The 14190-nt window shown below is 67.8% G+C and carries 11 protein-coding genes; all 11 read left to right on the top strand.

Going from position 1 to position 14190, the window contains the following annotated elements; all coding sequences use genetic code 11:
• Positions 1-243 precede the first annotated feature (243 nt).
• The 11 genes from PMES_RS03700 (at position 244) to PMES_RS03650 (ending at position 14134) form a co-directional block, all read left to right on the top strand.
• Complete coding sequence (locus PMES_RS03700) at positions 244-801, top strand: DUF3305 domain-containing protein (RefSeq protein WP_159964167.1); 558 nt, start codon at positions 244-246, stop codon at positions 799-801.
• Entirely contained in the window at positions 798-1520 is a 723-nt protein-coding gene (locus tag PMES_RS03695; protein WP_159964166.1) for a DUF3306 domain-containing protein, read from the top strand. The genes PMES_RS03700 and PMES_RS03695 overlap by 4 nt, the downstream gene beginning before the upstream one ends.
• A 12-nt stretch (positions 1521-1532) precedes the next feature.
• Positions 1533-2141, top strand: a complete 609-nt coding sequence (locus PMES_RS03690; RefSeq protein ID WP_159964165.1) for a TorD/DmsD family molecular chaperone — start codon at positions 1533-1535, stop codon at positions 2139-2141.
• 53 nt (positions 2142-2194) lie between these two features.
• Positions 2195-2386 (top strand): twin-arginine translocation pathway signal protein, encoded by a 192-nt coding sequence (locus PMES_RS03685; protein WP_159964164.1) that lies wholly within the window; start codon positions 2195-2197, stop codon positions 2384-2386.
• Between the two features lie 111 nt (positions 2387-2497).
• Positions 2498-5476, top strand: coding sequence for a formate dehydrogenase subunit alpha (locus PMES_RS03680; protein ID WP_159964163.1), 2979 nt, complete (start codon positions 2498-2500; stop codon positions 5474-5476).
• Positions 5477-5489: 13 nt separating this feature from the next.
• Positions 5490-6083 carry a formate dehydrogenase FDH3 subunit beta gene (fdh3B, locus tag PMES_RS03675; RefSeq protein ID WP_159964162.1) on the top strand — a complete coding sequence of 198 codons (594 nt, stop codon included), beginning with the start codon at positions 5490-5492 and terminating at the stop codon, positions 6081-6083.
• Between the two features lie 390 nt (positions 6084-6473).
• On the top strand, positions 6474-7184 hold the full coding sequence (locus PMES_RS03670) for an RraA family protein (RefSeq protein WP_159964161.1): 711 nt from the start codon (positions 6474-6476) through the stop codon (positions 7182-7184).
• Positions 7177-8301: a cyanophycin synthetase gene (locus PMES_RS03665; protein WP_159964160.1), complete on the top strand. Its 1125-nt coding sequence runs from the start codon at positions 7177-7179 to the stop codon at positions 8299-8301. Before PMES_RS03670 ends, PMES_RS03665 begins: the two co-directional genes overlap by 8 nt.
• A complete protein-coding gene (locus tag PMES_RS03660; protein WP_159964159.1) occupies positions 8298-9569 on the top strand; it encodes a carboxylate--amine ligase in 1272 nt (423 codons plus the stop codon). The genes PMES_RS03665 and PMES_RS03660 overlap by 4 nt, the downstream gene beginning before the upstream one ends.
• A 1-nt stretch (position 9570) precedes the next feature.
• Positions 9571-10695, top strand: a complete 1125-nt coding sequence (locus PMES_RS03655; protein WP_159964158.1) for an Ldh family oxidoreductase — start codon at positions 9571-9573, stop codon at positions 10693-10695.
• A gap of 436 nt (positions 10696-11131) precedes the next feature.
• Positions 11132-14134, top strand: coding sequence for a GEVED domain-containing protein (locus PMES_RS03650; RefSeq protein WP_159964157.1), 3003 nt, complete (start codon positions 11132-11134; stop codon positions 14132-14134).
• The last annotated feature ends 56 nt before the right edge of the window (positions 14135-14190 follow it).

Raw genomic sequence — 14190 nt, 5'->3', positions numbered from 1 at the left:
CGGCCCATGCGGCAGCGGGCATGGCGGCTCCGTGCCGCCGCGTGGCCGTGGGCTTCGGATCGCGATTGCTAAACCCATATCACTGTGCGGTAAAGGGGGCGGAGCCTGTGTCGCGATAACCAAAATATGATCGCGGGCCACAATTGTATACAAGAAAACCCTTGGAACCGCGCGCAGTTCCCGTCAGACTGGAACAAATCCTAACGCTCGGCCGAAACCTGCCAGGAGACCCCCGAACCGCCCATGCGCCCCGCCACGACCTCCCTTCCTCTCGGCGTCGTCATCCGGCGCACTCCCGGCGTCACGCGCTGGGCGGCCTGGCATTGGCGCGCGGTCGGCGTGCTTCCGGGCGCGGGACCGGCGGACTGGACCGAGATGCGGCGCGAGGGGGACGCGGTCGAGTATCATGCGGCGACCCTCCCGCTCGAGCTGTGGCGCACGGATACCGAGGCCTATCTGACGGGATTGTCCGCGAAAGTCCCCTCGATCGGGGTGGTGATGCGCGAGACGCCCGGTCGCGAGCATCCGATGGAGGTCACGCTCGTCACCGCCTCCCCCTACGAGGCGCAGGACTATCTCGACAGCGGTGAGGAACTGGTGGAACTCGTGCCGATGCCCGAGGGGCTGGTCGCGCTGATCCGGGACTTCATCAACGAGCATCACGAGGAAGAGGTCTTCGTCAAACGCCGCCGGGACCGCAAGCGCGTCGACCTGGTCGAGGATGGCAAGGGCGATTCGCGAATCCGCCAGACGGCCGACGTCTTCCGCGCGCCGCGCAAGGCAAAGGCGAATATCCAATGAGCCGCGAGGATTTCTGGTCGCGCCGCAAGGCGCGCGTCGAGGCCGAGCGGGCCGCCGAGCAGGAGCGCGCGGCCGCCATCGCGGCGGCGCGCGAGGATGCCGCGCTTGCCGCCGAGCAGGAAGAAAAGACCGACGAGGAGATTCTCGCCGAACTCAACCTGCCGCTTCCCGAAGAGATCCGGCCCGGCCAGGACGTGACGGCCTTCATGTCGAAGGCTGTCCCGCAGCGGCTGCGCCAGAGGGCGCTGCGGCAGCTCTGGCGGGTCAACCCGGCGCTCGCCAATCTCGACAACCTGCTCGAATATGGCGAGGATTACACGGACGCCGCCACGGTGGTCGAGAACCTGCAGACCGCCTATCAGGTCGGCAAGGGCATGCTGCGCCATGTCGAAAAGATGGCCGCCGAAGCGGAGGCCGAAGCCGCGGCCCGGGAGCGGCTCGCCGCTGGCGAGGATGGCGATGGCGCCCTCGACACCGCCGCGCAGGATACGGCCGAAGACGAGGGCACGCCCCCAGCGGTCATGGGCCATAACAGCGCCGGCGAGGAAATCGCGCTCGAAGAGCCCCAATCCCGCGAACCGCACGAGGACGACGCCGAGAACACGGCGCAGGTTGAGACACCGCCCGCCGCCCGGGCCGCCCTCTCCGCGCAGGACGACGACGCCGAGCCGCCGCGCGCGCCCCGCCGCAGGATGCGCTTCGCGCATGCCCAGGAATGATCAGGACCGACAATGACCCAGAGTGACACGCTCCCCCAGATCGCCGACGAGGACGCGCTGCGCGCTGACCTCTACGACTTCCTCGGCCTTCTGCTGGCCTCGCCGCCGCGCAAGCCGCTTCTGGCGCAGGCCGCGGCGCTCGGCGGCGATGACAGCGATCTCGGCCAGGCGATGCAGTCGCTCGCCCGCGTCGCGAAGGTGAGCACGGAGCGCGGCGTGGAGGCGGAGTTCAACGCCCTTTTCATCGGTCTCGGCCGCGGCGAGCTGCTGCCCTATGCCAGCTACTACCTGACGGGGTTCCTCAACGAGAAGCCCCTCGCCCAGCTGCGTTCCGACATGAACGCGCGCCGGATCACCCGCGCGCCCAACGTCTACGAGCCCGAGGACAACATCGCCTCGCTCATGGAGATGATGGGCGGCATGATCCGCGGCCGCTTCGGCGCCCCGGCCAGCCTGCAGAGCCAGCAGGAGTTCTGGGCAAGGCATGTCGCCCCATGGGCGGGACATTTCTATTCGGATTTGGAAGCTGCGAAGAACTCGGTCTTCTACGCCTCCGTCGGCGCTGCCGGCAGGGTGTTCATGGAGATCGAGCGCGAGGGTTTCCGGATGAGTGCGGCCTGAAACGGCCAGGACGACGCGCTCGGGGGACGGGCGTTTTCAAGGAGGGAGAGGATATGACCAACAAGAAGGAAGAAGGCGCCAGCCGCCGCAGTTTCCTGATGCTCGCGGCGACGGCGGCACCTGCCGCGCTCGCCGTGACCGCGATCGGCGCACCCGCCGAGGCGGCCGTCGAGCTTGATGCCGGAGAGGCCCGGCTGCAGGATACCGCGCATACGCGCGCTTATTTCGACAGCGCCCGGTTCTAGGACCGGCCGTATTTCCCTGGACCTTTCCGACCAATGGTTGCGTGACGCCCGCCGGTCGGATCTGCCGCGTCGTCCCAAGGACGATCCGCGGCGCCAGCAAGGAGAAGATCAATGCTGAGGAAAAAGACCAACGGGGTTGCGCGACGCCCCCAGCGGACGAACCTCGTCGATACCATCGCCAACGGCGCGATGGACCGCCGCGCCTTCCTGCGCGGCTCCGGCCTCGCGATCGGCGGTCTTGCCGCGATCGGCGCGACCGGCGGCACTGTGGCCCGTGCCGAATCCGTTCAGGCGGTCGACGGCGCGGTGCGCACCGTCAAATCCGTCTGCACCCACTGCTCGGTCGGCTGCACGGTCGTTGCCGAGACGAGCAACGGCGTGTGGATCGGCCAGGAGCCCGGCTGGGACAGCCCCTTCAACCTCGGCGCCCATTGCGCCAAGGGCGCATCGGTGCGCGAGCACGCCCATGGCGAGCGCCGCTTGAAATATCCGATGAAGAAGGAAGGCGGCGAGTGGAAGCGCATCAGCTGGGAGCAGGCGATCGACGAGATCGGCGGCGGCATGATGCAGATCCGCGAAGAGTCGGGACCTGACAGCGTCTACTGGCTCGGTTCGGCCAAGCATTCCAACGAGCAGGCCTACCTCTTCCGCAAGTTCGCCGCCTACTGGGGCACGAACAACGTCGACCACCAGGCCCGTATCTGTCACTCGACGACCGTTGCCGGTGTTGCGAACACGTGGGGCTACGGCGCCATGACCAACAGCTACAACGACATCGCCAACTCCAAGGCGATCTTCATCATCGGCGGCAACCCCGCCGAGGCGCATCCCGTTTCGCTCCTGCACCTGCTGAAGGCCAAGGAGCAGAACAACGCGCCGCTCATCGTCTGCGATCCGCGCTTCACCCGCACCGCGGCCCATGCCGACGAATACGTGCGCATGCGCCCCGGCTCGGACGTGGCGCTGGTCTGGGGCATCCTCTACCACATCTTCGAAAACGGTTGGGAGGACAGGGAGTTCATCCGCACCCGTGTTTGGGGCATGGACCAGATCCGCACCGAGGTCGCAAAGTGGACCCCCGAGGAGGTCGAGCGCGTCTCCGGCGTTCCGGGCAGCCAGGTCAAGCGCGTGGCCCGCACCCTCGCCAACAACCGTCCCGGCACCGTGATCTGGTGCATGGGCGGCACGCAGCACACCACGGGCAACAACAACACCCGTGCCTACTGCATCCTGCAGCTCGCTCTTGGCAACATGGGCGTCGCGGGCGGCGGCACCAACATCTTCCGCGGCCATGACAACGTGCAGGGCGCGACCGATCTGGGCGTGCTGTCGCACACCCTGCCCGGCTATTACGGCCTCTCCTCGGGCGCATGGTCCCACTGGGCCCGCGTCTGGCAGGAGGACCCCGAATGGCTCAAGGGCCAGTTCGAGGTCGTCAAGGACGCCGAGGGCAAGGACAAGAACCTGATGAACCTGACGGGGATTCCGGTGTCTCGCTGGATCGACGGCGTTCTCGAGGACAAGGAGAACATGGACCAGCCGAACAACGTTCGCGCCATGGTTCTCTGGGGTCACGCTCCGAACTCGCAAACGCGGATGAAGGAGATGAAGACGGCGATGGAGAAGCTCGACATGCTCGTCGTGGTCGATCCCTATCCCACCGTCTCGGCCGTGCTGCATGACCGCACCGATGGCGTCTACCTGCTGCCGGCGGCCACGCAGTTCGAGACCCGCGGCTCGGTCACCGCATCGAACCGCTCCTTCCAGTGGCGCGAGCAGGTCGTCGCACCGCTCTTCGAGAGCCAGCCCGATCACGTGATCATGGCCATGTTCGCCAAGAAGTTCGGCTTCCACGACCGTCTCTTCCGCAATATCGAGATGGAAGACGAGTTCACGCCGAACATCGAAAGCATCACCCGCGAGTTCAACAAGGGCATGTGGACCATCGGCTATACCGGGCAGACGCCCGAGCGGCTGAAGATGCACATGGAGAACCAGCACACCTTTGACCGTGTCACGCTGCGCGCCAATGGCGGACCGGCCGATGGCGACTATTACGGCCTGCCATGGCCGTGCTGGGGCACCCCCGAGATGAACCATCCCGGCACGCCCAACCTCTACGACCTGTCGCTTCCGGTCTCCGAGGGCGGCCTGACCTTCCGCGCCCGTTTCGGTGTGGAGCGCAACGGCGAGAACCTGTTGGCCGAGGGCGTCTACAGCGCCAATTCGGACATCCAGGACGGCTACCCCGAGTTCACCTACCAGATGCTGGTGGACCTTGGCTGGGACAGCGAGCTGACCGAGGCCGAGAAGCGCATCATGGGCCAGATCGTGGGCATGGAGGGCATGCAGCCCCAGGATGGCGAGGAAGTCGGCGAAAGCTCGATGTCCCCGTTCCCGTCCGACTTCAACGAGCGGGTCTCCACCCTCAACTGGAAGACCGACCTGTCGGGCGGCATCCAGCGGGTGGCCATCGCGCATGAATGCGCGCCCTTCGGCAACGCCAAGGCGCGCGCCGTGGTCTGGACCTTCCCCGATCCGGTCCCGCTGCACCGCGAGCCGCTCTACACCAACCGCCGCGATCTGGTCGAAGACTACCCGACCTACGACGATCGCAAGTTCTACCGTCTGCCGACCATGTACGCGTCGATCCAGAAGCAGGACTTCTCCAATGATTACCCGATGATCCTGACCTCCGGGCGGCTCGTCGAGTATGAAGGTGGCGGCGACGAGACCCGATCGAACCCCTGGCTGGCCGAATTGCAGCAGGAAATGTTCGTCGAGATCAATCCGCGCGATGCCAACGACATGGGCGTGCGTGACGGATCGCAGGTCTGGGTCGAGGGCCCGGAAGGCGGCAAGGTCCTGGTCAAGGCAATGATCACCGAGCGGGTCGGCGGAGGCGTCGCCTTCATGCCCTTCCACTTCGGCGGCCATTTCGAAGGCAAGGACCTGCGGGACAAGTATCCCGACGGCGCCGATCCCTACGTCCTGGGTGAATCGACCAACACCGCCCAGACCTACGGCTATGACAGCGTGACCCAGATGCAGGAGACCAAGGTCACCCTGTGCAAGATCACCGCAGCATAAGGAGCTCTGAACAATGGCAAGAGCAAAGTTTCTCGTCGACGCCGAACGCTGCATCGAATGCAACGCTTGCGTCACCGCCTGCAAGAACGAGCACGAGGTGCCCTGGGGCATCAACCGGCGCAAGGTGGTCACCATCAACGACGGCAAGCCCGGCGAGCGGTCGATCTCGGTCGCCTGCATGCACTGCTCGGACGCGCCCTGCATGGCCGTCTGCCCGGTGGATTGCTTCTACCAGACCGATGACGGCATCGTGCTGCATTCCAAGGACCTGTGCATCGGCTGCGGCTACTGTTTCTACGCCTGCCCCTTCGGTGCGCCGCAATACCCGCAAGCCGGCAATTTCGGCAGCCGCGGCAAGATGGACAAGTGCACCTTCTGCGCCGGTGGTCCGGAAGAGAACAACAGCCAGGCCGAGTTCCAGAAATACGGTCGCAACCGGATCGCGGAAGGCAAGCTGCCGCTCTGCGCCGAGATGTGCTCCACCAAGGCCCTGCTCGCCGGTGATGGCGACGTGGTCTCGGCGATCTACCGCGAGCGCGTCGTGGCTCGTGGCTTCGGCTCCGGCGCCTGGGGCTGGGGCACCGCCTACGATCAGAAGGGCGGCTGAACCGGCCGCCCCCGCGCCGCGCGCCCGATCTCGCGCGCGGCCCATGTGATGCAAGCGCCCCGGCCCGTCCGGGGCGTTTCGCGTTCGGGGGTGGCACACGCCCGGTTCCGGTATTTGCCCCCGCATCAGGCTCACTCATCCAGCCTGCTCGTCCCGGCCCGTGCGCTGTCTTCCGGACAATGCGGCAGGAATGCGGCGATTGTCTGGACCCCATGGCCGCTTCCCGAAATCGGCGCCCGGATAACCCCTTTATTTCCGTGATGTTACACACATGGAACGTCAGATGTCCCCGCCGCACGGCTTGACCCGCCCGGCCGCCTGTCCGTAGATGGATACGGCGTCCGGACAGGCTTGTGCGCGCGCTCAACGCCTCATCAACCCGGAGCTCCCATGACCCAGAAGCCCAAATCGGCCGAAATGATCCCGGGGCCGGGATTCATGATCAGAACGGGCATCGAGCGACCGGCGCCAGAACTCATCGAACGGTTCAGGCAGTTTGAATCGACCGACGTGTCCGACATGCTGAACCGCATGTACACGATGGGCGGGCGCATCCATAACCTCGTCAACGACATGCCGCTCATCGGCCCGGTCTGCACCGTGAAGGTCTATCCCGGTGACAACCTGATGGTGCACAAGGCCCTCGATGTCGCCAGGCCCGGCGACGTGGTCGCGGTCGATTGCAGCGGCTCGATGACCGCCGCGGTGCTTGGCGATCTGGTGGCCAACAAGGCCAGGCACAGGGGCATCGCCGGCTTCATCATCGACGGGTTGATCCGCGATCTGCCGGGGGTCCGCGAATGCGGCCTGCCGATCTATGCGCGGGGCGTGACGCCGTTCGGCCCGCTGCACCGCGGCCCCGGCGAGATCAACTATCCGATCAGTTGCGGCGGGATCGTGGTTCAGCCCGGCGACATCGTCACCGCCGACAAGAGCGGCGTGACCGTCGTGCCGCACGGCGCCGCGGAGACGATCCTCGAGCGTCTCGAGGAGGCGCGGCAGCGGATGGCGGCCTATGTCGAGAACGTCAAGAAGGGCGTGTTCAACAACGACTGGGTCGATGCCCAGCTCGCGGCGGACGGCTGCCTGATCAATGAGTGACGCCGCGCGGCCCGGCGGGGGCGCCATCCGTGCCCCGGCCGCCCGCCCCGGCTGGGTGCGGCGGGGCCAGAGGCTCGCGCTGAAGCTGGCGGACCTGCGCGCCGTGCGCGCGCGGCGCGGCTTCGACGGGCTGCGCGGCCGATATTACGACACGCTCTGGACCGAGGCGGCCCGCGATGTCGGCGCCAGTGTGACCGCCCTTCCCGGCGGCATCCACGAGATCCGGCGCGGCGCGCTGCGCACCTTCGTTCGGCGCTCGGAATTGATGCTGGATTCGGCCCTTGCCGAACGGCTGATGGCCGACAAGACCCTGACCTACAGGCTTTTCGCGGAGATGGGGCTGAACCTGCCCGAGCACCAAGACTTCTCTTTGAGCGACATGCGTCCGGCGGCCGAGCTGCTCTCGCGGCATCCGGCCGGCATCGTGGTCAAGCCTGCCACCGGGACGGGTGGCGGGCGCGGCGTGACCACCGGCATCCGCGACACCGTCTCCCTCGGACGCGCCGCGCGCTATGCCGCGAGCTTCAACGCCCGCCTTCTGGCAGAGCCGCAGATCACCGGGCACAATTACCGCCTGCTTTATCTCGATGGGCAGCTGATCGACGCCGTCCGCCGCGACCCGCCCATGGTCACCGGCGATGGACGCACCGATATCGCCGGGCTCATCCGGGCCGAGAATGCCCGCCGCAAGGCCGGCGCCCCGGTGCTTGCCTTGAGCCCGCTCATCATCGACCGCGATTGCCTCAACACGCTCGCCGCCGCCGGGCATACGCCGCGCTCCGTGCCGCGCGGGGGCGAGCGTCTCGATGTAAAAACCGCGATCAACGAGAACGCGGCCCCGCAGAACCACCACGTGACGGGTGAGGTGCATCCCGACATCGCGGCGCAGGGGGCGCGGATCGCGCGCGGGCTCGGCATCCGTCTGGCCGGTCTCGATCTCTTCTCGGCGGACATAGCAGCCGATCCCGCGACTGCCGCGCCGGTCTTCGGCGAGATCAACGTCGCGCCCGGCCTGCACCACCACCATCTGACAGCCGCCCCGCCCGAGGGACCGGCCACGGCAAGCTGTGTCCTTGCATATCTTCTGGACCGGAAGGAAGGCGTGATGACGCTATGAATATCGAGCAGAACAAACCGGCCGGGAGCGACAGGCTCGACCGGCTCTTTCCCGAGGCGGCGCGGGTGGCAAGCCTGCCCCCGCTGGAGACGGAGGTGCCCGTTCTCCTGCTCGGCGGCGGCAGCAATGCGGTGGCCGCGGCGCGGAGCCTCGCGGGTGCCGGCATCCGCGTCAGCATCGCCGGGCGGCCGGGCAACTGGGGGATGGCTTCGCGCCATTGCGCCAGCACGCATCTCGCCCCTGACGGCATGGGCCTTTCCGAATTCTGGGGCGCGCTCCTGCTGGGAGAGGATCGCGCGCTCGACGGGCATGTCATCTTCGCGCTGTGCGACGAATCCATCGAGTTCCTCTCGACGCATTACGCCGCGCTCAGCCGGCGCTATCTCACCGAGGACAGCGATCCCGAACTGCGCCTGGCGATGCTGGATAAGATGGACACGCTCGAGCGTGCCCGCGCTGTCGGAGTGCCGGTGCCGGATTTCTGGCCCGTTGCCGCGATCGAGGAAGTGGAGGCGCTGCGCGACCGCATCCGTTTCCCCGTGATGGTCAAGCCCATTCATTCGCATCTCTTCGTGCCCGTCTTCGGCGCCAAGCTCTTCATCGTGGAGGACAGCTTCGAGGCCCTCCTGGCGGCGGCGCGGCGCGCCATGGATGCCGGGCTCGAAATCATGATCGTCGAGATGGTGCCCGGTCCCGACGATCTGCTCTCGAGCTATTACACCTATATCGACAAGGGCGGTCAGAGCCTCTTTCACTACACCAAGAGGATCATCAGGCGCTTTCCGGTCAATCGCGGCGGCGCCTGCTACCACCAATCGGAATGGCTGCCGGAGACCGCGGCCATGGGACGGCGCTTCTTCGAGGGGATCGGCTGGCGCGGCATGGGCAATATCGAGTTCAAGCGTGATCCGCGCGATGGAAAGCTGAAGGTGATCGAGTGCAATCCGCGCTTCACCGCCGCGCACAGGCTCGTCGTTGCGGCCGGCCTGCCCATCGATCTGATGATCTACCGTAGCCTGACCGGGCAGCCGGTCCCGGTGATCGAGCAGGGTCAGACGATCATGCGGCTCTGGAACCCGATCCGTGACTTCTTCGCCTTCGCCGAGCTGCGCCGGCGCGGCGAGCTGGGCATGGCGGGGTATCTGCGCAGCCTCGGCGGCGGCGGACAGCGGGTGCTTCCCGTGTTCAGCTTGAGCGATCCCGCGCCATCGCTGATGCGTCTGCGCGAGGAAGGCCGGCGCGCCCTTGGTCGGCTGCTGAGGCGCTGAAATGGAGCGGCGCGTTCCCCATACCCAGCTTGCCGAGTTCGCCCGCAGGGTGCTCAAGGCCTCCGGCGTCGACGCGACACAGACCGAAACCGTGTCCGAGAACCTGATCTGGAACGATCTGGCAGGGCGGACGAATCACGGTGTCGAACGCCTCGACATCCTCGCGGAGCGGGCCAAGGCCGGCCTGATCCGCTGTCCCGCACGCATGCGCTTCACCCGCCTCGCCCCCGCGATCCACAGGCTCGACGCCGATGACGGGTTCGGACAGCATGCCGGGCGCCTTGCGAGCGAACACGCGATTACCTGCGCCCGGCGCGAGGGGATCGGGGTGGTCGGCGTGCGCGACAGCAACTTCTTCGGCACGGGCGCACGTTTCGCCGCGATGATTTCCGAGGCGGGAATGATCGGCGTGGTGCTGAGCAATTCCTTCCCCAAGGTGGCGCCGCATGGCGGTATCGCCCCCGTGCTCGGAACCAACCCGCTGGCCTTCGCCGCGCCGCGCGCCGGGGGTGATCTGATCCTCGACATGTCGACGGCGGCGCTCGCCGGCTCGACGCTGCGGGCGCATCAGGATAGCGGCCACACCCTTCCCGAGGGGTTGGTGATCGACCGCGAGGGCGCGCCGGTCACCGATCCCTTCAGGGCGCAGGCCGGCACACTCCTGCCGGCGGCCGGTCCCAAGGGGTTCGGTCTCGCGCTGATGGTCGAGATCCTAGCCGGCGTGCTGACCGGCGCCGGGGTCGGCGACGGTGTCGGCTCGATCTACAAGGATTTCGAGCGAAGCGGGAAAAGCGGCCATTTCATCGTGGCGATCGACATCGCGCGCTGGATGAGCCGCGAGCATTTCGAGGGGCGGCTATCGGCGCTCTGCACGCAAATTCTCGCAGCAGGGACCGAGGGCGCCGTGCGGCTGCCCGGAGAGCTGCGTTGGCACCACCGCGCCGAGAACCTGCAGGGCGGCATCCCGATCTCGGGCGAGGTTCTGCGCAAACTCGAGCAGCTCGGGGACGCGTTGCAGATCACGCCGCCGTGGAAGGCCCCGGCCTCAGCCCCATCCGGCCCATCTGCCGCGGGCTCCGAAACAGGAGACCCCGGGTCAGGAACAACGGACCCGAAAGCGCAGTAGCCCGGCCGCCATGCGTGCCGCGCCGGGGCGAATACGCCGCGCCTGCCGACGCGTCGGGGCGCGCCCGTCGATTGCAGCGTCCCCCCGGCGGGGGGCGAGCCCAGGGGCGTGGTCTCGGAGATGGCACGGCGCAGGCTCGAGGGGACAGGTGGCGCTGCCCTGACGTTCATTGTTGATGCTGCTGTATCACTCGCCTCATCGCGCATCGGTCTGACGCTCCACTCCTCGCGGGCTTGCGCAAGGAGGGCGCGGCTGGGCTGTCACAAATGGCGCTGGTCGTCGTCCCGTGCGGGTCTTCCATGGGTCAACCCTGCCTGCGGCTTCATGGGCTGACGCGCCATGGGCACGCGTGGCAGCACGAGCGGGTACAGGGAGATGCGATGACCGCTTGGCGGGCTTAACCCATTGTAAACATGCCCAGCTTTATACCTCATCTATGCTCGTCTTATCGCCCGGACTGCCGGCTCCGCTTGTCCTCGCCATCGTCTCCACACTTGCGATCCTGACGTTCGTCTCGCCGCGATCTTCCCATGCGCAGGATTGCGGCGCCGCCTGCGTTCTGGCCGGGCCGCGGCTGGCCAGCGTGGACAGCACCCGTTCGGCGCTGCTCGACCCCGTGCTTTCGGGACTGCTCGGAAGCGATGTCGCGCTTGATGTGCTCGACTGGAACGGGCTCGCCGAGGGCGATGTGAACCTTCTGGACCTCCTGGGCGAGAGCGGCGCCCGGATCGGCGTCTCCGAGCCGTCGCAGGTGCTGTCGGCGCAGATGACGCTTCTGAGCCTCGTCTCGGCGGCGGGCGCCGTGGCCGCAGCCGACGGTGATACCGCGCTCGTCTCGGCTCTCGATGCGCTCGAGCTGCCTCTGGCCGGGCTTGCCGGGACGATCCGGCTGGGCGATCTGCTGAGCATCGAACTGCCCGAAGGATCGCTGGCCGATATCGAGCTCAACGCGCTCGACCTCGTGACCGGGGCGGTGCAACTCTACAACCACCGAAACGTCCTGACAACGACCAGTCCGATAGCGCTCGACAACGCGCTGCTCCGCACGCTGGGGATCGGCGGCGGCGAGATCCTGTTGCAGGTGGTCGAGCCGCCGGTGCTGCGCTGCGGGCCGACGGGCACGCAGTTTCACAGCGCTGCCATCCGGGCGCATGTGGCGCTCGACCTGGCCGACCTGGCAGTCGACGCAGGCCCGCTGACCGCGGCGCTGACCCCGCTTCTGGGCGCGGCGAGCGCGGGGATCGAACTGGCCCGGCTCGATCTCTACCTCGAGGTCGCGCGGGCGGAGGGCGCGATCCGCGGCATCGACCTGGGCGCGCGCGCCGTCGACCTCGAGCTGTCGCCGGCCATCGGCGATCTCTATCTCGGCGCCATCGACCCGGCCGTCTTCTTCAACCGCGACCGCGCGCTGGGCGCAAGCGATCTGACACATGGGCAGCTCGGCGCGCTCGAGATCGCGTTGTCGGGCGGGCTGCTGCGGGAGCGGGCCCGAATTCATGCCCGTGCGTTGGCGCGGGGATCGCCCGCCGCGCGGCAGCTGCTGCGCCTGCTGGCACCGTTTCCCGCGCGCGGTTCGGTGGCGCAGGGGACGGCGTCGCTGGGCCATCTCGCCACTTCGCTGGCCACGTCGCTCGATATCGAGGTCGAGGAGACACTCGGGCTGGCGCTGGACCCGCTGGTCGACACGGTGATCGAGCCAGCGGTGAACGATGTCGTCGGCGGCGTTCTGGGCGGAACGGTCACACCCGCACTGGCGCAGACGGTGGACCCGCTGCTCGAACTGCTCGGCGTGCGCGTTGGCGAGGCGGTGGCCGAGGTGCGTGCCATCACCTCACGCTGCCGCGATACCGGCGATTGCCCGATCACCGGCCCGGCACCGGACGGGGTGAACACGGCACGCTACGGGGTGGCCACGCACGGGATTTTCGCCGGTATGGGCATCGGCGCGCTGGACCCCGATGACGACCGCACCCGCACCGGTGCAGGCGATGCAGAAGCGCAGGCGGACGATCTGGCCGGCACCGACGACGAGGACGGGCTGAGCGGCGCGGTCTGGCATCGCGGCGGCCGCGTCGAGCTGCCGCTTGCCTTGCGCGGCGGCGCGCCCGGTCACCTGCAGGGCTGGGTTGACTGGCAGGGCAATGGCGTTTTCGACCCCGGCGACCGGATCGCGCTGGATGTGACACCGGATGCGGAGGGCTTCGCCACCCTGACGGTGGATGTCCCTGCGGATGCGCGCGAGGGAACGACCTTTGCCCGCCTGCGCTGGTCGAGCCAGCAGGCTCTCGGCCCCGCAGGCCCCGCGCCCGATGGCGAGGTCGAGGATCACGCCATCACCATCGCGGCCCCGGCACAGATTCGCCTGTCGGGCCGGGTCTTTGCCGATGACGGAGCCGGCGCGGACGCCGTCGCCCATGACGGGATCCGCCAGCCAGGAGAACTGGCCCTGAACGGGGTGGAGCTGCGCGCCCTGACGCCCGATGGAACCGAGCTGGCGCGCGGCCCCAGCGACGCTGCCGGCAGGTGGCAGCTGATCGTACCGGCCGAAGCGGAGAGAGAGCTGGTTATGCAGGCCCTCGCGCCGCGGGGGTGGCGGTCGATCTCCGAAGTGCCGGACCTGCCGCCACAGGTTCTCGTCGGCCCCGTGGATGACGGTTTGATGGTCCTCGCCGTCGCGCCCGGCGACAGCCTGACGGGCCTCGACCTCGGGTTCGTGCCCCGTGCCGTGCTGTCCGCGGTCAACCGGGACGTGCTGGTGGATCCGGGGCAAAGACGCGATCTGCCCTACCGCCTGAGGGCCGGAAGCCCCGTGAGCAGCGAGCTGGCGCTTCTGAGCCCGGCCGCGACGCCCGACGGGGCACTGTCGGTGACACTGATGCGCGATGCCGATTGCGACGGCACGGGCGACGACGCCCTCGATGCGCCGATTCTCTTGAGCGCGGGCGAGACGGGCTGCGCGGTGGCTCGGGTCGCGGCACTTTCGGGTGCGCCGGTGGGCTCCGTGCTGCGCTACGATCTGGTGGCGACCAGCCTCTACGCCGGCACCTCCACCTCGGAGTCGATCCGGGTTCCGACCACGGTGACGATCGGAAGCGCACTGGCCATCCGCGAGACGGTTGAGAACCTGAGCCGCAAGACCGCCGAGGGCATATCGAACAGGGCCGGGCCGGGCGACCTGCTGATCTACCGGCTGAAACTCGAGAACACCTCGTCCGAGCCGCTCGACGATGTCGGTATTCTGGTGGCTACGCCGGTGTTCACGGCGCTTACCACGCCGCTTCCAGACGACGCCACAAGAGCTGCTGCTCCCGCTTGCGAACTCATCGCGCCACGCGCGCCGCGGACGGGCTTCAGGGGGTTGCTGCGCTGGCGCTGTCCCGGCAGCATGATGCCCGGGGAGAGGATCGATTTGAGTTACGTCGTGCGGGTGCTGGAGTGACCTCGCCGTCGAGCCGTTCCGGTCGCCTGTCTCATCATTGCGGGTCCGTGCCGGCG

The sequence above is a fragment of the Profundibacterium mesophilum KAUST100406-0324 genome (genome assembly GCF_009835145.1).
In the GTDB taxonomy this organism is placed as follows: Bacteria; Pseudomonadota; Alphaproteobacteria; order Rhodobacterales; family Rhodobacteraceae; genus Profundibacterium; species Profundibacterium mesophilum.
Note: the sequence above shows the minus strand (reverse complement) of the source record. Positions and strands in the feature narration are given on the sequence as shown.